Below are 19,991 nucleotides of genomic sequence, written 5' to 3' on the forward strand. Positions count from 1 at the left end.
TCATTGGCCTCCCAATGCGTCAGCATGATCTTGTTTGTCACCAGCCGATTGAGCCGCTTCGGTGTAAAGAAAATCACGATTTTCGTTAATTCTATAATCCTCAAGGGCTGCCGTATGAGCGTTATTCCATACGTTACCTTGCACGCCATCAGCCACCCCCAGTGCCCTGTAACGTTCTAATTCCCTGAGCTCGTGGGTGTAAAATCTTTTATCAGTATCCGTCACGGCTAACTCGCCGCGCAAAATTTTTTCCAGACGATCAATCATTATAGTATTCGCATCTGATGAGCCGAATCGGCCTGTGTGCAGCTTAACGAGATCAATGCCGTCCTGAGTGACTGAGGCGGTTGTCCAGTCAAGGTTTTGGGTGGGGCCGCCCGCTTTTTCAGGATCGTACATTCGACCGCTATGCTCTCCTTTGGTTGTTGCCCCTTCATAGGGGCTGTTGAACACCACATAGACCGGAGGCAGACCCGAATTTAACGGATAAACGTAAATGGCGTCCCGAATATCCATCTGGCTGGTGCCGGGTAAAGGTTCGGCCTTCACCTCGATAGGCTCCAGTGTAATTCCAGCGTACGCCGGAGTTTCGACTGGTTGCGCCACCGTCGTCGTTGAGCTGTTTCCAGGTGCTGCGATTGGAAACGTCAAGGTGATGGGCGGGGTGTCCGAAGTGGTAAAGGTGTAGGCGTTGGCCACTGGGTCCAGTATCAGAGCCCTCACAGGCACCTTGGGAGAAAATCCGCCTTCGGCTTGTGTTGCCACGACTGAATACTTCGACTGATCGCCGTAAATTCTATAGGGCATATCGACCGTTCCACCCGTTGCCGCCACGTCATTCAAGGCGTCGGGCAGATCAGGCATCAGAACTCTGGCCGGAAGGTCCAGCATTCTTTCCGTTAACTCTCCATTGCCAAGCGAAGGGGAGTACAGCAACGTGCCGATGCCTACGGCTGTGGTAGAGCTGACAGCCGTGCCTGCGAGAGCCGTTAATATTTCGATAGCGGCTTGAATGGTAGCGTCCAGAAAGAGACCGGATCCTGCTGTAACGGAAATGACTCCTACAACTGCACCCAACTGCGGTGTACCAGCTTCCGGGAGCCTGAGCGTCTTGCCCGCTTCTAGCGCTTGAGCTTCTGCCGTCACGCGCGCGTGCTCGTCAGCGTCACGCTGGGCCTGCGTCTCTGCCTCCATACGAGCTTGTTCAGCCGCTTCGGCAGCTACTCGGCGAGCTTCTGCTTCGGCAGCAAGAAGAGCCTGCTCATCCGCTACTCGCTTGGCTTCAGCCTCCACTGCAACTCGGGCTTGTTCAGCGGTTTCGGCAGCAAGTCGAGCGTGCTCTGCAGCTTCAACGGCAAGCCTCGTCGACTCGGTTTCTGCCGCGATACGTGCGTCCTCCCTGGCCTGCGCTGCAGCAATAGTATGGCTCAGTGATACAGACCTCTCTGTGAGAATCCTGATTTTCTCTTCAAGAATTTTTGCTCTGTAGGCTGCTGTAACTGAGGCTTCCCAGCTTTTATAAACGTCAAGGGGAGAGCCCAGGTCTCTTCTTGTTTGAAAGATATTTAAAAAATCCACAGCGTTTTTTTTAATATCTACCGCCAATGCATGCCTGCCAAAGAAAGCATGAGCGCCTTCTTTGCTGTTGGCTAACTCAGCAGCGCGCTGTGAAATCAGGCTGTCCACCACGTTTTTTTCAATCGTAGACTTTTCTAACTCAGAGAAGGGGTAATCTCCTACGCCGGCAGAAATTTCCGCGTCAACGTCAGCCGGAAGGAGGGGCAAAAAGTCTATGTAAGACTGATGGATATTTTGCTGTGTTGAAGAGGCCGTCACGATAATGGATATCGTGTACTGCTCGTTTCTTATACCCCTTTTACTGAAGAATGCATCCATCTCATGGTTTGCAGGAATAGTGCCGTCCCATCGCAGCGGTCTGGCGATTACTCCGGCTCCTGACAGCGGGCCTGATGGCCTGGGCAACGGCTGGCCAGGTGTTACGATTGTGGGTGGAAGAGTAATGACGTTTTGCGGCATGTGCTTATCCTTAAGGTTTAAATCGCCGAATAATATCTCCTTGATATTAGGTAGTATTAATAGTCGCGAAGTGCGGTACATAGGTATAGGTAGTTGTTTTTTTGTTCAGGCTTTCAGGCACGCAATTGAAACGCATGCTGGTGTAGGACTGGTCAGCGGCCGCACGTAGTGTTGCCGGTTTTGTAATCCATCGCAGTGTTAAGGCGTTACTTCTGGTGCTGAATGCATTGGTCGCGGCGTACGTTGCTTTGAACCCATGGGACAGCAAGAGCCCCCCATAATCGAGCTAACCGTTCAGCCAACTCACCCCAAACGCGGATCGACCACAAACTCCAGCTCTTTGGCAGTTGCCACAACCGCCCTGAATTCCGGGTGCTGGACGTTGAGCAGGTAGTTGGACTCGCGCGGGATGATCACGCTGGGCACCGCCAGCGCCAGGCTCTGAGCGGAGGCCAGCCAGTCGTCGCCGAACGAGGCGGTTGCCGGTGGCGCGGGCTCTTCGCGCCAGTCGCGGGGCAGGGTGTCCGGGCGTGCATTGAGGACGTGCTCCTCGGCAATCTGCAGTTCAAGCATCGTGTAGTGCTGAGCCACAGTGGCGTTGTTCAGGTGCACCAGCACTTCCAGCAGGGCCAGTGACTCGCTGCCCGCGCAGTACACGCAGGCGTTGCCCTTGCTGTTCCAGCGGCCGCCGTAGAGCTTGGCGCCTTCACCGTCGAAGGCCTGCGCCAGCCATTTGCGCTTGACCAGTCGATAGACCGCTATCACGCCACGACCCCGTGCTCCAGGCGGCCGATCAGGTCAAGCACTGCCTGAGCCTCGGCCGAGGTCGCGAGCATTTCCAGCGGCCTGCGATTGCCCAGCCCGTAGACCGGGTTGGCCAGCCACAGACGAGTCGCTTCGGCGTCGTTTTCGAACAGGTCCAGCGTCGCCTTGTACACCGCCGCCAGGCGGAACAGCCGATCGCTTTCCTCGGCATTGAAGCGGCGTACCTTGAGGCGTCGCTGCAAGGTCGCCGGAGCGATGCCCAGATGTTCGGCCAGGGTCGAGCGGTTCAGGTCGGTGTAATGCGCCAGACGTTCGAAGACTTCATACGGCAAGCCGTCATGCAGCGCCGAGTACAGCCGCGCACCTCGTGCAGGGATTCCCAGGTGTTGCCAGAAATCGTCCTGCCGGGGCACGGCCGGATGGTAGTCGCTTATGGGCAAAGACATGGCACACCTGCCTATCGAGTGATTACTATTAAATCTATCACTTGATAATAGGCACGTTTCCGACGTCGCGACAGTGATTTACAGCAACGGATAGCGAATAAAACTACAGAAACTCCAAAAATCACCGACTTAGGCTATAGGTTTAGTTTGAATGTTACTGATCTCGCGTTATAGGCTCGATGCCAGTCGCTTCCGATGGTGCCGCTAAACGTATACGTGCTGTCCGCCGTGGTCAGCCTGATTTTCCTGCAGTGAGAACCACACGATGTCCACGCTTGCGCTATTGATATGCGATGACTCGAACATGGCGCGAAAGCAGCTTTTGCGAGCGCTACCTGAAGACTGGGATGTGTCGGTCACGCTGGCCACCCAGGGGCAGGAAGGCCTGGAAGCGATTCGTAAAGGTCAGGGCCAGGTGGTCCTGCTCGACCTGACCATGCCGGTGATGGACGGTTACCAGACGCTGACGGCGATTCGGGCCGAAAACCTCGACGCCAAGGTGATTGTGGTGTCGGGCGACGTGCAGGACGAAGCCGTGCGTCGGGTCATGGAGCTGGGCGCGCTGGCGTTTCTGAAAAAACCTGCCGACCCGGACGAACTGAAAAGCACACTGGAGCGCCTTGGCCTGCTGGGCAAGCCTGCGGCGTCACCGGTTGCACTGCCGGCTCTTAACAACAAGGGCGGGGTGATCAGCTTTCAGGATGCCTTCCGCGAAACCGTCAACGTCGCCATGGGCCGTGCAGCAGCGTTGCTGGCCAAGGTACTGGGTGTGTTCGTGCAGTTGCCGGTGCCCAACGTCAACATGCTTGAAGTTGGCGAGCTGCACATGGCGCTGGCCGATGCGCACAGCGATCAGCGCCTGACTGCGGTGTGTCAGGGCTACATCGGTGGCGGTATTGCAGGTGAGGCGTTGCTGATTTTCCACGACTCGGAAATTTCCGGTATCTCGCAACTGATGGGCGGCGATCACTCCGACAGTTCCGACATGGAGATGCTGCTCGACCTGTCCACGATCCTGATCGGCGCCTGCCTGAGCGGCATTGCCGAACAGATCGACATTGCCTTTTCGCAGGGCCATCCACAGTTGCTGGGTGCGCAGGGCGGCATCGACGAGCTTATCCGCATCAATCAACAGCGCTGGAAAAAGACCCTGGCGGTCGAAATCAGTTACAGCGTGGAAGGCCACAATCTGCATTTCGATCTGCTGATGCTGTTCACCGAAGATTCGGTCGAGCTGCTTACCAAAAAACTCGCCTACATGATGAGCTGACCCATGAGCAACGCTATTGAAATCAACGAGCTTCATTGGTTGCTGGCCGTCACGCAAAACATTGACGTAGGCATCGTGGTGCTGGACCTGAACTACCGCGTGACGGTCTGGAATACCTTCATGGAAAACCGCTCCGGCGTGGTGCCCTACGTGGCAGTCGACAAGACCTTTTTCGAGATTTTTCCGGAGGTCAACGCGAAGTGGTTCAGCAAGAAAATCGACAATGTCGTGACCCTCGGCACGCCGGCGTTCACCATCTGGGAGCAGCGGCCGTATCTGGTGCGCTTCAAGAACTATCAGCCGATTACCGGGCAGGAGGAGTTCATGTATCAGAACACCACCCTGTTCCCGCTGCGTTCGACCACCGGGGCGATCAGCCATGTGTGTCTGGTGATCTATGACGTCACCGACGTGGCGGCCAACCGCAATCAGTTGCTGGCCGCCAACGACAAGCTGCAGCAACTGTCGGGCTCAGCGAAAAGCTGACCCGCGCCCGGGCTCGGCGATGAATGAAACCGGCACTGCGGGCTTGATCCCGCTCGTGCTAGGATCGCGATTTTTCCGCTGACGCTCAGGGACATCATGCGACCTCAAGCCACCCTCACTGTTTTGCCTGTCGAGCGCCCGCTGGTCGGGCGTGTCAGCCCGCCGGGCTCCAAGTCGATCACCAACCGCGCATTGTTGCTGGCCGGGCTGGCCAAAGGCACCAGCCGCCTGACCGGCGCGCTGAAGAGTGACGACACGCGCGTGATGTCCGAAGCCTTGCGACTGATGGGCGTGCAGGTCGACGAGCCGGATGACAGCACCTTCGTGGTCACCAGCAGCGGGCATTGGCAGGCGCCACAGCAGGCGCTGTTCCTCGGCAATGCCGGAACTGCGACACGCTTTCTGACCGCGGCACTGGCCAACTTCGAAGGCGACTTCGTGGTCGATGGCGACGAATACATGCGCAAGCGCCCGATCGGCCCGCTGGTCGATGCCTTGCAGCGCATGGGCGTGGAGGTCAGCGCACCCAGCGGTTGCCCGCCGGTGGCGATCAAGGGCAAGGGCGGTCTTGAGGCCGGTCGTATCGAAATCGACGGCAACCTGTCCAGCCAGTACGTGTCGGCACTGCTGATGGCCGGTGCCTGTGGCAAGGGGCCTGTGGAGGTTGCACTGACAGGCAGCGAGATCGGTGCGCGTGGTTACCTCGACCTCACGCTGGCGGCGATGCAGGCGTTCGGTGCCGAGGTTCAGGCCATCGGCGACGCCGCCTGGAAAGTCTCGGCTAGCGGTTATCGCGCTACGGATTTCCACATCGAGCCGGATGCCTCGGCGGCCACTTACCTGTGGGCTGCGCAGGCCCTGACCGAGGGCGCTATCGACCTGGGCGTGGCCAGCGATGCGTTCACTCAGCCCGATGCGCTGGCCAGCCAGATCATCGCCAGCTTCCCGAACATGCCGGCCGTGATCGACGGTTCGCAGATGCAGGACGCGATTCCGACGCTGGCCGTACTGGCCGCCTTCAATCGTCAACCGGTGCGCTTTGTCGGCATCGCCAACCTGCGGGTCAAGGAGTGTGACCGCATCTCGGCACTGTCCCACGGCCTGTGCGCCATCGCACCCGGCCTGGCGGTCGAAGAGGGTGACGATCTGATCGTCAACGCCAACCCGGCGCTGGCAGGCACTACGGTCGATGCCTTGATCGACACCCACTCCGACCATCGTATCGCCATGTGCTTTGCGCTGGCGGGCCTGAAGATCGCCGGCATCCGCATTCTCGACCCTGATTGCGTCGGCAAGACCTACCCGGGCTACTGGGATGCGCTGGCCTCATTGGGCGTCACCGTTCAGCGTTGACCGCAGGCGCAGCGGCCGTTTTTCAAATCCCGAAAAACGGCTGCATCATCCGCGCCAGCAGTCCCTGAAAACGCAGCTTCGATTCAGTGGCCAGTACGCAAATGCATTCCCGGTCAGGGTAGGCGATGGGCTGGTGATGGATATGGCTGTCCAGGTCGGCCACATCGTTGAGTCCGAACTCTCCCTGTACGTCGTAATACGCACCCTTGAGGACCATGGTCATCTCGCCGCTTTCGTGGGTGTGGACCGGCATGCTCACGCCGGGGGCGATCTTCAGCAGCATCAGGTTGCCCTGTTCGATGCCTTCGGCGCGTACTCGTTGTACGCCGGGGATCAGGGTCTTCCACTTCAACGTACTCAGGTGTCGACCAAAATGCGCCTGCATGCAGACCGGCATCAGGTCCGGGTCCTGATTGGCCGCCGGCATCGAGTGCAGGGCAGGCACGAGCCCCGCTTGCTGCTCGTCAAGCCGCGCCAGCATGGCCGATCTACCCTTGAGCGGCACCACACTGCTGGTGTGCTGCTGCATCAACACACCGCCAATCGCCTCGGCCTGCCTGAGCCGCGCCCGGCACTCGGCGCAGCGCTCCAGATGCGCGGCAGTGACTAACGAGATGACCTGCGACAGCGCCCCTGCGGCATAACTGACCAGCGTGGCGTCGTCCGGATGATGTTGTGGACCCATCATGATTCCTCTATCCGCGAGCGCAATTTTTGAAACGCCAGTCGCAGGCAGGACTTCACCGTGCCGAGCGGCATACCCAGGCGTTCGGAAATCTCCCGGTGACTGAGCGCTTCGAAATACGACATTCGCAACACTCGGGCCTGATCGGCGGGCAGGTTCTGGATGGCGATGTTGAGTTGTTGCTCCTGGCGCTGGCTGTAATCGAGTGTTCGATCTACCGGAGCTTCCAGACGCTCGAGTTGTTCCAGTGAGTTCTGCACCTGCACCCAGCCACGGTCCTTGCGCACACTGTCGATGTACAGGTTGCGTGCGATGCGAAACAACCATGTCCCCAGGCTGGCCTTGGCCGGGTCGAACGAATCGGCCTTGTGCCACAGTTTGAGCAGCACCTCCTGCACCAACTCTTCGGCCTGACCTTCTGGCACATTCAGCCCGGTGAGGTAGCGCAACAGGCGCGGAGCGAAGTGATCGTAAATGCGCATGAAGCTGTCGCGGTCCCTCTGGCGGGCCACGGCGGTGACTTCATCGATCCAAAGTCGGGTGATTGTCGATTCGCTGTGAGAGGGGGACAAGTGACAGAAGGTCCTGAGACTGGCAGTTATGCGCATGATCCACCTTCTGATCACCATTGTGTGGGTTTGGTTCGCGATGCATAGGTGTTACGTAGCGGGATGGGGAGTGGATCACAGGGGGGCTGTTGCGAAGGATGTGGCAGATGTTGCGTTTATGGACGGCGTTACTGGCTTACCCAGTCTTCTACCCTCAGCCCCTCGACGCGTCGGAATTGACGCTGATTATTAGTGATCACCACCAGGCCTAGAGAGCGGGCGTGCCCTGCAATCATTTGATCGTACGGGTCGATCGGTGTGCCCGATCTAGCCAGTTCGGCTCTGATCATGCCGGTATGAGCCGCAGCGTCGCTGTCGTAAGGGAGCACTTCAAGACGCGCTGTGAAACCCTCTACAACGGCAAGGTTTCTTTCAGGGCTCAAAGACTTTTCTGCGCCGTAGACAAGCTCCATCAACGTGATCGCGCTGATACATAGCTGTCCGTGATGGAGGTTGAAGGCTTCACGCACCGAAGTTGGCTTGTTCTTTATAGTGAAAATGCAAATGTTGGTGTCAAGCATGTACTTGAGCATCAGAGCGATTCGCGCTGCTGTTCGGCTGGTTGTCCGCGCTCTGCCATGAAATCATCACTGACACTTTCACCATCGAACCAGCTGTTCCACATTTCACCAGCGGGGGAAATAATGCGGGTTCTGCCCACGGCTACGACATCGACACGTTTCACGTCGTCGGGCAAGGCCACCGCTTTTGGCAGTCGGACAGCCTGGCTTCGATTGCTTTTGAAGACTGTGGATTGTTCCATGAGTGATTCATCCTTGGCTGATGTATCGGATGAATAAGAATATGTTTTTTTGGGATATGTCAACGGGATATCCCGGCCCGTTCTGTAACTTGAAATGAGGCACCAGGACACTTATTCATGACCCCCGCTTCAGGTCTTTGTAACGAAGACTGAACTCCAGCGTCACTGACTCCCCCTGCCGCAACAGCTTCAACCCCGGCCGTCCTGGCAAATGATGGGCGTTGACCGGGTGGCTCACCGGCTCGAAGCAAAAGAAATCCAGCCCCGGCGGGCAAAACACCAGAAAGTATTCGCTGCCGGTGGCCTGGCAGTGCAATTCGTAGCCCAGATCCGGCTGGCTGATGATGCTCTGGCCATCCCAGCCGGTGAAACCGTTGTCCAGACGTGTGTCGGGCAAAGCGTTGCCGTGACGGAAGTCCCACTCGGCGGGCAGGTCCTGCAAGGCGCTGGGCAAACCGGCTTCGTCGCACAGCCAGACCTGCGCAGCCTTGGCCTGCAAGCGAGTGTGGGAGGTGCGCGGCAAGTACGGGTGCAGGCCCAGCCCGTGCCAGACGGCGCGGCTGCCCTGATGGGTGGTGGTCAGTTCGATGCTCAGCGTGCCCCCACGCAGGGTGTAGCGCAGGTGCGCGCGGTAGGCGAAGGGCGTCTGGCTGTCGAGTTGCAGGCAGACCTGCTCTGCGCTCTGTTCGATGACGGTCCATGTTTGCTGCCAGGCGCTGCCATGGATCGGCAGCGGGTCGTTGGCGCTGTTTGGCTCCAGAGCCAGCCAGCCGTCTGGTGTCTCGAAACCGCCGTTGCCGATCCGGTTCGACCACGGCGCCAGCGGATAGCAGGCCAGCCGACGGGGCGTCCCGGCCGCCAGAGCCTGTTCGTCACTTGGGCGCAGCAGCGGTTGCCCGCTGGCCAGGACGGTCCAGTTGACGATACTGCCGCCGATGCCGGGGGCCAGTGTCAGACGGGTCAGGCCATCTTCAAGGGTCAGTACGTTCGTGGACATGCTTCAAAGCCTTTCTGGATGATTGAGAGTCAGGCGACTGGGCGCGACGCCAGGTCAACAGCACGATACCGCTGACGACGATCAGCCCGCCGACCACCTGACCGCTGCTGAGCAATTGATCGAGAATCAGCCAGCCAAACAGCAGGCTCGCTACCGGTTCGATGTTCATCACTGGCGCGTGGCGGGCGATGTCCAGCCGTGCCATGCAGATGAACAGCAGCGAGAAACCCAGCCCGTACAAAACCACCAGGCTGGCCAGTGCGGTCCAGCCGACAGAACTCGTCGGCAGACCCACGCCGCCGGGCAGCACGCCGCTGCTGCCGGCGATGGCCGCGACGACGAACACCACGGCCATGGTCAGCATGCTGCGCACGCTGCCGCGCATGCCCGCCAGTTTGTTATCGGTAATCCACAGCGCAAAGGCGAACACCACCGCAGCAGTCGATGCGTAGGCGACACCTTCCAGCCATTGCGGCTCGCTGCTGCCGGGGTTCGACAGGCGCTGTGGCACGTCCAGCGCCAGCGTCAGGCCAAACAGAATCAGGCCCATCAGGCCTGCGGCACGCCGCGTTGGCCGGGCACCGCCCAGCGCCCAGGTCAGCAACGCCAGCAGGATCGGCGAGACATTGACCACCAGCAAGGCCAGAGCCACCGGAATACGCGCCACCGCCGAGTAGATGCAAAAGCTCTGAGTGGCGATCAGCAACCCCAGAAGCAGCTGCCAGCGCCAGGTGCTGGCGGGCAGACTGAGCCTTTCACGCTGCCAGAGCACCAGACTGGTCAGCACCAGCAAGGTCCCACCGGAGCGACAGAGAATAGCCAGCAGCAGGCCGGTGTCATGATCGAAGGCAATGCGTGCCGCGATGTGGTTGCCGGCAAACGAGCAGGCCAGCAGCGCGAGGATCAGCACGGCGATGTGGCGCGGAAACAGGGTAGGGGCGGACATACGCAAACCAGCCTCCTTGGCTGGATAACAGAGGTGCATGCCGGAGCGCTTTCAAGCGCTCCGGCAGCCTTGCAACGGGAGACGTCAGAGCACGACGCTCGGCAGCCACAACGAGATGGCAGGAATGTAGGTCACCAGCATCAGCACCAGGAACAGCGCGACATAGAACGGCACCAGTGCTTTTACCGTGGCTTCGATGGTGACTTTACCCACCGCGGCACCGACAAACAGCACCGCGCCCACTGGCGGGGTAATCAGCCCGATCCCCAGATTGACCAGCATGATCATGCCAAAGTGCACCGGATCGATACCGACGCCAACGATGACCGGCAACAGAATCGGGGTCAGGATCAGAATCAGCGGCGCCATGTCCATGACCGTGCCGAGCAGCAGCAACATCACGTTGATGCACATCAGGATCACGTAGCGGTTGTCCGACAGGGTCAGGAACGCGGTGGTGATCTTCATCGGGATTTCCATCAGCGTCAGGATGTAACCGAAGCTGGCGGCAAAACCGATCAGGATCATCACGATGGAAATGGTGCGTGCCGCCCGGTGCATCAGTTTGGGCAGATCGCGCCATTTGTAATCGCGGTAGATGAACATGGTGACGAAGAACGACCAGAGCACGGCAATGGCCGCCGACTCGGTGGCCGTGAAAATCCCCGACAGAATGCCGCCGAGAATAATGACCATGGCCATCATGCCCCAAAGCGCTTCACCGGCAATTTTCAGTGCCTGGCGCAGTGGGATAACTTCACCCTTGGGATAATTGCGCCTGCGCGCGAAGATCATGCACAGGCCCATCATCACTGCGCTGAGCAGCAGGCCCGGGAGGATGCCGGCCATGAACAGCGACGCGATCGACACCGTGCCACCTGCCGCCAGCGAATAGAGCACCGAGTTGTGACTGGGTGGCGTCAGCAGCGCCTGCACCGAGCCGCTGACGGTCACTGCCGTCGAGAAGTCCCGCGGGTAGCCGTTGCGTTCCATTTCCGGGATCAGCACCGAGCCCACCGAGGCCGTGTCGGCCACCGAGGAACCCGAAATCGCGCCGAAGAAGGTCGAAGCCACGATATTGACCAGCGACAGGCCGCCCCGCACGAAGCCCACTAGCACCGCGGCAAAGGCGACCAGGCGTCGCGACATGCCGCCTTCGGCCATGATCGCACCGGCCAGCACGAAGAACGGAATCGCCAACAGCGAGAATTTGTTCACGCCACCCGCAATCTGGATCATCAGTGCATCGGCCGGGATGTCGATCCACCAGGCACCGATCAGGGCTGAAAGGCCCAGCGCGTAGGCCACCGGCATGCCGATCAGGATCAACGCAATAAAGCTGCCCAACAGTATAAAAGCGTCCATTTATGCGGCACCTTCGCTTTCTTCAATAACGTCGAAACGCATGACCGCGCGATGACTCTGGTCACCCAGCAATAACCTTTCCAGGACGAAGACCAGGGTTACGAGGCCGCCGAGGGGAATCGGCAGATAAGAGATGCCGACACGCAGAAACGGCAGTTCGCCGACGAATTGATTCCAGGTGGTGGCGCACAGCTTGAAGCCCTTGAAGATCATGAACAGGGCGACGATCGCCATCAGAATCTGCACCACCACACTGGCGACTCTGCGCACCTGCAGCGGCATGCGGTCCACGGCCATCGACACGGCCATGTGCGCACCTGCACGGTAACTGGCCGCTGCGCCGAAGAAGGTAAACACCACCATCAGCAGGATGGCGGTGGGTTCCGGCCAGCTGGAGCCGCTGCCAAGTATGTAGCGGGCAAAGATGCCCCAGGGGATGATCAGGGTCATGATCAACACCGACAGACCGGCAATGCCGATGCAGACCCGATAGAGCGTGTCGTTGATGCGCAATAGCGTATTTTTCATAAGGCTCACCACTGCGGCGGCGAACGAGCTGCAGCTCGTTCCCGCTGCTTGATCGGGACAGGCTTATTGGGCCGCTTGGGGGGTGCTCGCCGCCAGTGCAGGATTGGTCTGGACCGCTTCGATGCGGCTGATCAGATCCTTGTAAGGCGCGCCGAATTTGTCGCGTACCGGCTGGGTCGCGTCGTAGAAGGCTTTCTTCTGCTCAGGCGTCAGCGTGATGAACTCCACGCCAGCAGCCTTGAGCTTGGTCTCGGCTTCGGCCGACGACTTGTCCCAGAGCACGCGTTCTTCCATCTGCGCTTCACGCGCCAGCTTTTTCACCAGCGCCTGCTGCTCGGGATTGAGCTTTTGCCACGTGGTTTTCGACATCACGATGGGCTCGGGCAGAATCAGGTGTTCGGTCATGGTGAAGAACTTGGCGTTCTGGTAGTGGTTGTGCTGGAAATACGTCGGCGGGTTGTTTTCCGCACCGTCAATGACGCCGGTCTGCAGGGCGCTGAAGATCTCGCCGGTGGCCATGGCGATGCCGTTGCCGCCCATGTCGTTGATGGTTTCGATGAACACCGGGTTGCCCTGAACGCGGATTTTCATGCCTTTGAGGTCGGAAATCTGGCGTACCGGCTTCTTGGTGTACAGGTTGCGGGTGCCGCCATCCATCCAGGCCAGGGCGACCATGTTGAATTCGGAGTTGGTGATCTTGTCGAGGATTTCCTGACCGATCTCGCCATCGATGATGGTGCGCATGTGCGCCTGATCACGGAACACGAACGGCAGGTTGAAGACGTTGACGTCCGGCACTACCGGGCCGACGATGCCGAGGCTGACGCGGGTCATCTGCACGGCGCCGCTCTGAACCTGCTCGACGACCTCCTTCTCGGAGCCGAGCACACCGCCTGCGTACATCTTGAAACTGATCTCGCCCTTGGACTGTTCTTCGAGTTTCTTGCCCATGTTCTGCTCTGCCACGACCGGCGCATAACCAGCAGGGTGAACCTCGGCGAATTTGATTTTGACGTCTGCCTGGGCCATGCCTGACACACAGAAGGCCAGCGGAAGTGCTGCGATGAGAAGCGTGCGTTTGAAATCCATGGATATCTCCGATTTTGTTATTTTTGGTCGAGCTACGGGATTTTCGGTAGGGCGCTGTCAGCCCTGAAACGTGGGTTCCTCCAGGCCCTGGACGCCAGGTCGCAGGGCGAATACGCCACCGGCTAGCGGCTGATCGCCGATGTCGCCACCTGGGCGGATGGACGTCACGAACAGGGTGTCCAGGTTAGGGCCGCCAAAGGCGCACATGGCTGGCTTTTTCACCGGCACGACCAGAGAGTGGTCGAGTTTGCCGGCGGGGGTGAAGCGATGAACCAGACCTTCGTCGTTGCCACAGATCCAGTAGCAGCCGTCGGTGTCGATCGCCGCGCCGTCGGGACGACCCAGGTATTGGTTCATGTCGACGAACAGGCGGCGATTGCGCGGCGTGCCGCTGTCAGTGTCGTAATCGAACGCCCAGATCTGCTGCACGCTGGGGTGCGAGTCGGACAGGTACATGGTCTTGCCGTCGGGGCTGAACGCCAGGCCGTTGGGGACGATGAAATCCTTGAGCTGCGCGTCCAGCGTGGTCTGGCTGGCGCTGTAGCGATATAACGCCCCCACCCTCGCACCGGCGGCCATGTCCATGAACATGGTACCCGCCCAGAAACGACCCTGTCGGTCGCAGCGGCCGTCATTGAAGCGCATGCCAGCCTGCGCGTGTTCGACGCTGGCCAGAAGCGTGCTGATCAGGCTGCCATCTTCGCAGGGCTGCAAATGAAAGATTCCGTTCTCCATCCCCGCCACCCAGCCGCCCCGGCTATCGGCGGCGATACAGGCAAGCATTTGCGGCGCTTTCCAACTGCGTGTGCTGTTCTGCTTGAAATCCCAGCGATGCAACTCGCCCTTGGGAATATCCACCCAGTACAACGCTTGATCACGCACGCTCCAGACCGGGCTTTCGCCGGTGGCGTTCTGTGCATCGACAATCAGTTCGGCATCCATGACGGTTCGTGTCTCCAGAGTGCTGCGAGAGGAAAGCGCTGCTTATTGGTCGCCGAACGGTCCTGACGCCACAAAGGCTCCGCCCTGGTACAGCATTGCCGGGTCATCGGCTGCCGGCAGAGGCTGTGCTTCGACCTTCTCGCGAAAAACTTCCGAGCTGTCTTTCGGGGTGTAGTCCAGTTTGCTGGCCAGGCGGTTGTCCCACCAGACGGTCTTGTTGTCCGAGACGCCGTAGACCACGGTATGGCCCACGTCTGGCGTGTACAGCGAGCGCTCGATCAACTGGGTCAGGTCAGCAAAGCTCAGCCAGGTGCTCATCATTCGGCGGTTTTGCGGTTCGGCAAACGACGAGCCAATGCGGATGCTCACGGTTTCGATGCCGTAGCGATCGAAGTAGAAGCTGGCCATGTCTTCGCCGTAGGACTTGGACAGACCGTAGTAGCTGTCCGGGCGGCGAGGGGAGTGCGCGTCGATGGTCTCGGTCTGCTTATAGAAACCGATCACGTGGTTGGAGCTGGCGAAGATCACGCGTTTCACGCCGTGCCGGCGGGCGGCTTCGTAGATGTGGAACACGCCGCAGATATTGGCGCCGAGGATCTCCTCGAACGGTCGCTCGACCGATACACCGCCGAAATGCACGATCGCGTCGACGCCTTCTACCAACTGGTGTACGGCATCCTTGTCGGCCAGGTCGCAGACCTGAACTTCTTCACGGTCGTCGACAGCGGGCGCCATTTCGGCAATGTCGGAAAGCCGCAGCACGTTGGTGTAAGGGCGCAGTGTTTCGCGCAATACCTTGCCCAGGCCACCTGCCGCGCCGGTCAGCAGGAGGCGATTGAAGGGAGTTTGAGTGGTATGAGCCGATGCCATGAGAGAAGTCCCGATTGTTATTTTTGTCATCTGTTGTCGTATGACTTGCCGGATTATCGGCACCGCATACGCTGATTGTCAACGCGGCCAAGGTCTAAAAACGGGCTGGGCACGCACTTGGCCGGATACATTTGTAACAAGGCAAAACCTGCCGCTGCCGACAGGCTCTACCACCGGTTTCAGAGCAACGAAATAGGGTAGCTGGCGAACACGCGGTTCTCGTCGAATTCGTTGGTGCTGAAATCACGACGCAGGCTGGAGTTGCGCCATTTGACGTTCAGATTCTTCAGCGCACCGCTTTGTACGGTATAGGCCAGTTCAGACTCCCGACCCCACTCCTTGCCGTCAGTGATGTTGCCGGTGTGTACATTGTCGCCGCTGATGTAGCGGTTCATCAGGGTCAGACCGGGTAAGCCCAGCGTCGCGAAGTTGTAGTCATGACGCAGCTGCCAGGATTTCTCTTTGGCGTTGTCGTAGCTGGAGTTGTAACTGTCGTTGGCCAGCGTACCGCCACTGGTGCCGTTGACGCGCATCCACGCCGTGTCGCCCGTCAGCTTCTGCAGACCGACATAGAAGGTGCTGCCGCCGTAGCGGGCAGAGAGCAGCGCGTAGGCCGTCTTGTTATCCAGATCGCCGGCCAGTTTGTTGCCGTCTTCCTTGCCGATGAAGTAACCCAGGTTCGCGCCCAGGGTCCAGTCGCCGAGCGGCTGGCTGTGCAGCAGGTTGAAGAATTGCTGTTGGTAGATGTCCTGCAGTTCCGAGTACCAGACGCCTACCTGAGTGCGCTTGTCGTTGAAGACGTACTCGCCGCCGCCGAAGTTGAAGCGATCCGAGGTGAATGCGCCTCGCCCGTTCAGCGACATGTCTTCCATGCTCGCATCGTTGCGTGGGCTGTTGCCGCGGAATTGCCCGCCGTACAGCGTCAGGCCGTCGATTTCCTTGGAGGTGACCTGGCCGCCGCGAAACGTCTGCGGCAACGAACGACCGTCATCGGAGCGCAGGATCGGCAGCACCGGCATCCACTCGCCGACCTTCAGTTCGGTCTTGGAAATCCGCGCCTTGCCCGCCACGCCCAGACGCCCGAAATCATCGGCCGGACGACCGTCGCTGTGGATCGGCAGCAACTGAGTGCCACCCGTACCCTTGCCGCCATCGAGCTTGAGCGAATACAGGCCCAGCACGTCAACCCCGAAACCCACCACACCCTGGGTGAAGCCCGACTTGGCGTCGAGAATGAAGCTTTGCGTCCATTCCTCGGCCTTGTTCTGTGGGGCCGCACTGTTCGGGAAAGCCGGGTTGGTGAAGTTGCGGTTGAAGTAGGCATTACGCAGGTTGAGCGTGGCCTTGGTGTCGTCGACGAAACCCTCGGCCATGCCGAGCATCGGGAAAATCAGCGTCATGCCGCCGACGCCCAGCAGGATGCGTGAGCGGGTAGTGTGAGATGTCATTATTGTTGTGCTCCCTTGTTTAGTGAAACCGTCCCCTTTCCTGGCCGCGCGCGAGCGGCGGCCGACACCTTCGAGGATTACGTGATGCCTGTCGCCAGGCATGGCCTCGACCTGCAGGCGGCCGAGTACCGTTCGCTGTGTTTCAGCGAATGTTGTGAATCGAGAAGGGTGTCTGGTCGTGAGAGTGTTCAGTAAACGAGGCGTCACTGATCAAGGCTTCGATGATTGAGCCCTTGCTGATCGAGCGGGCAGGCGCGGCGTGAGTGTTCATGATGGACTGGCCTCGGTGTTGTTTTTATTTTTGGCGTTATAGGTTGTCGTACAACTTCGAGGATTATTTGCAGACCATCGCCGCGTTGTCAACGCACCCATGGTCGAGGTTTAACGATTCACCGGTCATTTACCGCGCTCCTGAAAGCAAAATTAAATGCAAGTGAACGCTGCGGGCGGGTGTGCAGTCCACCCGGTAATCCCGTTCATTTTTTGGAGACTGCCGAATGAATCGTTTCACCCAGAAAGTCATCGTCGTCACAGGTGCCGGTTCCGGAATCGGCGAAGCGACCGCCAAACGTTTTGCCGAGGAAGGCGCAAGCGTCGTGCTGGTCGGCCGCAATCACGACAAGCTGGCCAAGGTGGCGGCACAACTGAAAGGCGAAGGGCACTTGGTCAGAGCTACGGATGTGGCCGACCCGAGCGACGTGGAAGCGCTGTTCAAGGAAGTGGCGACCCGCTTTGGGCGCCTGGATGTGCTGGTCAACAATGCCGGCATCGTCAAGTCCGGCAAAGTGACCGAGCTGGGCATAGAGGACTGGAAAGAGCTGATGTCGGTGGACCTGGACGGCGTGTTCTATTGCACCCGCACCGCCATGCCGGCACTGATCGCCAGCCAAGGCAACATCATCAATGTCTCGTCGGTGTCCGGTCTGGGCGGCGACTGGGGCATGAGCTTCTATAACGCGGCCAAGGGCGCCATCACCAACTTCACCCGTTCGCTGGCCATGGACCATGGTGCTGACGGCGTGCGCGTGAATGCCGTCTGCCCCTCACTGACCCGCAGCGAGCTGACTGAAGATATGCTGGGTGACAAAGCATTGATGGCCAAATTCATGGAGCGCATCCCATTGGGTCGCCCGGGCGAAGCCGAAGACGTCGGCGACGTGATCGCCTTCCTGGCCAGCGATGACGCGCGCTTCGTGACCGGCGTCAACCTGCCGGTAGACGGTGGCCTGTCGGCGTCCAACGGGCAGCCGCCACAGGCGTGACTGTCAGGGGGGGCAGAAACAATCAAGCCCGGTAAAGACCGGGCTTGATGTCAACACAGGGTGATCAGATCCGGAAGTGGCTGACCATCGTCTGCAACTGCCCGCCCAGGCGCGCCAGCTCGACGCTGGACGCGGCGGTTTCTTCGCTGGCCGAAGCGGTCTGCTCGGACACATCGCGCACGTTGACGATGCTGCGGCTGATTTCTTCAGCGACCGCGCTTTGCTCTTCAGCGGCGGCGGCAATCTGCTGGTTCATCGCCTGAATGCTCGACACCGTTTGCGTGATGCTGCCCAGCGACGTGCCAGCCTTACGGCTAAGGGTCACGCTGCTGACGGTCAGTTCGCGGCTGTTAAGCATGATGCTGGACACCTGGCGCGTACCGCTCTGCAACGCAGCGACCAGTGTTTCGATCTCCACGGTGGATTGCTGCGTACGTTGTGCCAGGCCGCGGACTTCGTCGGCAACCACCGCAAAACCACGTCCGGCTTCACCCGCACGGGCCGCTTCGATGGCGGCGTTGAGCGCCAGCAGGTTGGTCTGTTCGGCCACCGCCTTGATGACGTCCATGACCTTGCCGATCTTGTCGCTTTCCTGCTCCAGCTGAGTCATGGCATCGGCGGAGCGACCCACTTCGTTGGCCAGACGCTCGATCTGGGCGATCGCTTCACCTACCACCTTGTCACCGTCACGCGCTTCGCGGTCAGCGTTGGAGGCGGCCTGCGAGGCCTGTTCGGCGTTGCGCGCCACTTCTGCAACCGTCGCCGACATCTCGTGCATGGCGGTGGCGACCTGATCGGTTTCGACTTTCTGGCTGTTGACGCCAGCGCTGGTCTGTTCGGTAACCGCCGACAGTTCTTCGGCGGCACTGGCGATCTGTACGACGCTGTCGCGAATACCGCCAATCAGCTCGCGCAGGGTGCTGCCCATGCGCTGGATGCCTTGCTGCAGAACGCCGAGCTCATCACGGCGCGTCACGGCCAGGGTCTGGGTCAGGTCACCGGAGGCAATACGGTCGACCACCGCCAGGGTTTCCTGCAGGGGACGGGTAATCTGCCGGGTGATGATCACTGCGGCAATGATGCCCAGAATCATAGCCAGCAATGTGCAGACGATCTGCGTGGTACGCGCCTGTGCGCTTTCCTGATCGCGGCGATCCAGTTGCAGCTTGTACATGTCCTCGCTGATCTTGACGATATCCTGCCCTTGCGTGGTCATTTCCTTGCGCGCCTGGACAATCGTGCCCGTGGCCGCCTTGAAGCTTTGCAAGGTCGTCCGATAGGCCATCAACGAGGTTTCCAGCTGCCTGAGCTGATCGGCCTGAGTGCCACTGAAGGTCGTCTTGAGCGCGTCCAGATCCTTGATGGCCGAATCCAGTTTCGAAACAGCTGCCTGCTCGGTCTCGGGCGTGGCATTGGTGGTGTAGCCGCGCACTTCATAGCGCGCGACTCTCAAGTCATCTTTGGCATCGGTGACGAGGCGGTACTGCTCGAATCGGTTGGCGTCAGCCGGGTCCATGTTTCTGACTTCAGTCACGAGCTGCTCGAACACCGCGAGGCTTTTGCTCGCGTGGGTGGTCAGTTCATCGCGTGCAGCGGTGCTGGCCTTATAGCCACTGCGCATGTTGTTGAGGGACTTCTGGTAGTCAGCGATCACGATGCCCAACTGATCGAGCATTTTCAGGTTTTCGGGACTTTTGAACGAGGCCCGCAGTTTTTCCTGATACGCCTTGAAGCTGTCCAGCGAGGTCTGCACGGTTTCTGCAACCTTCTCGTCGCCGTCGGCCACCATGTACTGCAGGCGCGTTACGCGCAGTTTGGTCAACTGTGCATTGAGTGAAGTAATGTCACTCATCCAGTTGCTGCGATTGATCAGCCCGCCCATGCTGGTCCAGCCAGTCAGTGCAAGAATGGCTGTGAAAACAAGTACCAGACCGAAGCCAAGAGCCAGTTTCATATTCACGCTGATGTTTGCAAACCAGCTACTCATTAAATTCTCCAACAACTGCCATTAAAACGGTTTTATCCCTGAAAGGCACGGCATACAGGTCAGGGTGAGGTGAGGTACACAGACACTATCGGCAGGGAATGGCCAAGCTGAAATAAAAAATAAAGAAAGTTCCTACACGCTCCG

The 19,991-nt window shown here is 59.4% G+C and carries 21 protein-coding genes and 1 pseudogene; 4 read left to right on the forward strand and 18 right to left on the reverse strand.

The features are described from left to right. The 3 genes from V476_RS16165 to V476_RS16175 all read right to left on the reverse strand — a co-directional run bounded on the left by V476_RS16165 (position 1) and on the right by V476_RS16175 (position 3,248). On the reverse strand, positions 1–2,037 hold the full coding sequence (locus V476_RS16165; protein ID WP_024959444.1) for an S-type pyocin domain-containing protein: 2,037 nt from the start codon (positions 2,035–2,037) through the stop codon (positions 1–3). A 303-nt stretch (positions 2,038–2,340) separates the two neighbouring features. Further along, positions 2,341–2,802, reverse strand: a complete 462-nt coding sequence (locus tag V476_RS16170) for an RES family NAD+ phosphorylase (protein WP_003345984.1) — start codon at positions 2,800–2,802, stop codon at positions 2,341–2,343. Continuing rightward, positions 2,799–3,248, reverse strand: coding sequence for a DUF2384 domain-containing protein (locus tag V476_RS16175; protein WP_003345986.1), 450 nt, complete (start codon positions 3,246–3,248; stop codon positions 2,799–2,801). The genes V476_RS16170 and V476_RS16175 overlap by 4 nt, the downstream gene beginning before the upstream one ends. A gap of 265 nt (positions 3,249–3,513) precedes the next feature. Here V476_RS16175 and V476_RS16180 point away from each other — a divergent pair, with 265 nt between their 5' ends. The 3 genes from V476_RS16180 (at position 3,514) to V476_RS16190 (ending at position 6,357) form a co-directional block, all read left to right on the forward strand. Then, entirely contained in the window at positions 3,514–4,518 is a 1,005-nt protein-coding gene (locus tag V476_RS16180) for a response regulator (protein ID WP_004419200.1), read from the forward strand. 3 nt (positions 4,519–4,521) lie between these two features. Further along, on the forward strand, positions 4,522–5,004 hold the full coding sequence (locus V476_RS16185) for a PAS domain-containing protein (protein WP_003345989.1): 483 nt from the start codon (positions 4,522–4,524) through the stop codon (positions 5,002–5,004). A 96-nt stretch (positions 5,005–5,100) separates the two neighbouring features. Then, positions 5,101–6,357: a 3-phosphoshikimate 1-carboxyvinyltransferase gene (locus tag V476_RS16190; protein ID WP_004402530.1), complete on the forward strand. Its 1,257-nt coding sequence runs from the start codon at positions 5,101–5,103 to the stop codon at positions 6,355–6,357. Positions 6,358–6,379: 22 nt separating this feature from the next. On the opposite strand, the gene V476_RS16195 is transcribed toward V476_RS16190, so the two are convergent. The 13 genes from V476_RS16195 to V476_RS29085 all read right to left on the reverse strand — a co-directional run bounded on the left by V476_RS16195 (position 6,380) and on the right by V476_RS29085 (position 16,869). Further along, positions 6,380–7,042, reverse strand: a complete 663-nt coding sequence (locus tag V476_RS16195) for a ChrR family anti-sigma-E factor (protein WP_024959445.1) — start codon at positions 7,040–7,042, stop codon at positions 6,380–6,382. Then, positions 7,042–7,554 carry a sigma-70 family RNA polymerase sigma factor gene (locus V476_RS16200; RefSeq protein WP_003345995.1) on the reverse strand — a complete coding sequence of 171 codons (513 nt, stop codon included), beginning with the start codon at positions 7,552–7,554 and terminating at the stop codon, positions 7,042–7,044. The genes V476_RS16195 and V476_RS16200 overlap by 1 nt, the downstream gene beginning before the upstream one ends. Before the next feature lie 224 nt (positions 7,555–7,778). Beyond that, a complete protein-coding gene (gene vapC, locus V476_RS16205) occupies positions 7,779–8,183 on the reverse strand; it encodes a type II toxin-antitoxin system tRNA(fMet)-specific endonuclease VapC (RefSeq protein WP_024959446.1) in 405 nt (134 codons plus the stop codon). After that, positions 8,183–8,413: a type II toxin-antitoxin system VapB family antitoxin gene (gene vapB / locus V476_RS16210; protein WP_003421652.1), complete on the reverse strand. Its 231-nt coding sequence runs from the start codon at positions 8,411–8,413 to the stop codon at positions 8,183–8,185. The genes vapC and vapB overlap by 1 nt, the downstream gene beginning before the upstream one ends. A gap of 115 nt (positions 8,414–8,528) precedes the next feature. Further along, a complete protein-coding gene (locus V476_RS16215; protein WP_024959447.1) occupies positions 8,529–9,410 on the reverse strand; it encodes an aldose 1-epimerase in 882 nt (293 codons plus the stop codon). Next, the gene (locus tag V476_RS16220) at positions 9,385–10,356 is read right to left on the reverse strand and encodes an EamA family transporter (RefSeq protein WP_024959448.1); all 972 of its coding nucleotides are present in this window, start codon (positions 10,354–10,356) and stop codon (positions 9,385–9,387) included. The genes V476_RS16215 and V476_RS16220 overlap by 26 nt, the downstream gene beginning before the upstream one ends. Positions 10,357–10,440: 84 nt before the next feature. Further along, positions 10,441–11,721 (reverse strand): TRAP transporter large permease, encoded by a 1,281-nt coding sequence (locus V476_RS16225; RefSeq protein WP_024959449.1) that lies wholly within the window; start codon positions 11,719–11,721, stop codon positions 10,441–10,443. Then, positions 11,722–12,249: a TRAP transporter small permease gene (locus V476_RS16230; protein ID WP_004389991.1), complete on the reverse strand. Its 528-nt coding sequence runs from the start codon at positions 12,247–12,249 to the stop codon at positions 11,722–11,724. Positions 12,250–12,312: 63 nt separating this feature from the next. Continuing rightward, positions 12,313–13,338, reverse strand: coding sequence for a TRAP transporter substrate-binding protein (locus tag V476_RS16235; RefSeq protein ID WP_024959450.1), 1,026 nt, complete (start codon positions 13,336–13,338; stop codon positions 12,313–12,315). A gap of 57 nt (positions 13,339–13,395) precedes the next feature. Beyond that, complete coding sequence (locus tag V476_RS16240; protein ID WP_024959451.1) at positions 13,396–14,280, reverse strand: glucurono-1,5-lactonase; 885 nt, start codon at positions 14,278–14,280, stop codon at positions 13,396–13,398. A gap of 42 nt (positions 14,281–14,322) precedes the next feature. Continuing rightward, positions 14,323–15,150: an NAD-dependent epimerase/dehydratase family protein gene (locus tag V476_RS16245; RefSeq protein ID WP_003346007.1), complete on the reverse strand. Its 828-nt coding sequence runs from the start codon at positions 15,148–15,150 to the stop codon at positions 14,323–14,325. A gap of 179 nt (positions 15,151–15,329) precedes the next feature. Beyond that, positions 15,330–16,598 (reverse strand): OprD family porin, encoded by a 1,269-nt coding sequence (locus V476_RS16250; protein WP_024959452.1) that lies wholly within the window; start codon positions 16,596–16,598, stop codon positions 15,330–15,332. A gap of 142 nt (positions 16,599–16,740) precedes the next feature. Next, on the reverse strand, positions 16,741–16,869 hold the full coding sequence (locus V476_RS29085) for a hypothetical protein (RefSeq protein ID WP_258043948.1): 129 nt from the start codon (positions 16,867–16,869) through the stop codon (positions 16,741–16,743). 226 nt (positions 16,870–17,095) lie between these two features. Here V476_RS29085 and budC point away from each other — a divergent pair, with 226 nt between their 5' ends. Then, entirely contained in the window at positions 17,096–17,860 is a 765-nt protein-coding gene (gene budC / locus V476_RS16255) for a meso-2,3-butanediol dehydrogenase (protein ID WP_010424878.1), read from the forward strand. 64 nt (positions 17,861–17,924) lie between these two features. On the opposite strand, the gene V476_RS29365 is transcribed toward budC, so the two are convergent. Beyond that, complete coding sequence (locus tag V476_RS29365; protein WP_370683523.1) at positions 17,925–18,788, reverse strand: methyl-accepting chemotaxis protein; 864 nt, start codon at positions 18,786–18,788, stop codon at positions 17,925–17,927. 39 nt (positions 18,789–18,827) lie between these two features. Beyond that, positions 18,828–19,847, reverse strand: a pseudogene (locus V476_RS29370) (methyl-accepting chemotaxis protein); the annotation flags it as partial. Between the last annotated feature and the right edge of the window lie 144 nt (positions 19,848–19,991).

Origin of the sequence: Pseudomonas syringae KCTC 12500, from assembly GCF_000507185.2 — a bacterium.
Classification (GTDB): domain Bacteria; phylum Pseudomonadota; class Gammaproteobacteria; order Pseudomonadales; family Pseudomonadaceae; genus Aquipseudomonas; species Aquipseudomonas syringae.

Excerpts from the sequence above, each read along its gene's own strand:
- V476_RS16245 (WP_003346007.1), bottom strand. The coding sequence starts at position 15,150 with ATGGCATCGGCTCATACCACTCAAACTCCCTTCAATCGCCTCCTGCTG.
- V476_RS16215 (WP_024959447.1), bottom strand. The coding sequence starts at position 9,410 with ATGTCCACGAACGTACTGACCCTTGAAGATGGCCTGACCCGTCTGACA.
- V476_RS16190 (WP_004402530.1), top strand. The coding sequence starts at position 5,101 with ATGCGACCTCAAGCCACCCTCACTGTTTTGCCTGTCGAGCGCCCGCTG.
- vapC (WP_024959446.1), bottom strand. The coding sequence starts at position 8,183 with ATGCTCAAGTACATGCTTGACACCAACATTTGCATTTTCACTATAAAG.
- V476_RS29365 (WP_370683523.1), bottom strand. The coding sequence starts at position 18,788 with ATGGGCAGCACCCTGCGCGAGCTGATTGGCGGTATTCGCGACAGCGTC.
- V476_RS16175 (WP_003345986.1), bottom strand. The coding sequence starts at position 3,248 with ATGTCTTTGCCCATAAGCGACTACCATCCGGCCGTGCCCCGGCAGGAC.
- V476_RS29085 (WP_258043948.1), bottom strand. The coding sequence starts at position 16,869 with ATGAACACTCACGCCGCGCCTGCCCGCTCGATCAGCAAGGGCTCAATC.
- V476_RS16235 (WP_024959450.1), bottom strand. The coding sequence starts at position 13,338 with ATGGATTTCAAACGCACGCTTCTCATCGCAGCACTTCCGCTGGCCTTC.
- V476_RS16240 (WP_024959451.1), bottom strand. The coding sequence starts at position 14,280 with ATGGATGCCGAACTGATTGTCGATGCACAGAACGCCACCGGCGAAAGC.
- V476_RS16220 (WP_024959448.1), bottom strand. The coding sequence starts at position 10,356 with ATGTCCGCCCCTACCCTGTTTCCGCGCCACATCGCCGTGCTGATCCTC.
- V476_RS16180 (WP_004419200.1), top strand. The coding sequence starts at position 3,514 with ATGTCCACGCTTGCGCTATTGATATGCGATGACTCGAACATGGCGCGA.
- V476_RS16225 (WP_024959449.1), bottom strand. The coding sequence starts at position 11,721 with ATGGACGCTTTTATACTGTTGGGCAGCTTTATTGCGTTGATCCTGATC.
- budC (WP_010424878.1), top strand. The coding sequence starts at position 17,096 with ATGAATCGTTTCACCCAGAAAGTCATCGTCGTCACAGGTGCCGGTTCC.
- V476_RS16250 (WP_024959452.1), bottom strand. The coding sequence starts at position 16,598 with ATGACATCTCACACTACCCGCTCACGCATCCTGCTGGGCGTCGGCGGC.
- V476_RS16230 (WP_004389991.1), bottom strand. The coding sequence starts at position 12,249 with ATGAAAAATACGCTATTGCGCATCAACGACACGCTCTATCGGGTCTGC.
- vapB (WP_003421652.1), bottom strand. The coding sequence starts at position 8,413 with ATGGAACAATCCACAGTCTTCAAAAGCAATCGAAGCCAGGCTGTCCGA.
- V476_RS16165 (WP_024959444.1), bottom strand. The coding sequence starts at position 2,037 with ATGCCGCAAAACGTCATTACTCTTCCACCCACAATCGTAACACCTGGC.
- V476_RS16185 (WP_003345989.1), top strand. The coding sequence starts at position 4,522 with ATGAGCAACGCTATTGAAATCAACGAGCTTCATTGGTTGCTGGCCGTC.
- V476_RS16195 (WP_024959445.1), bottom strand. The coding sequence starts at position 7,042 with ATGGGTCCACAACATCATCCGGACGACGCCACGCTGGTCAGTTATGCC.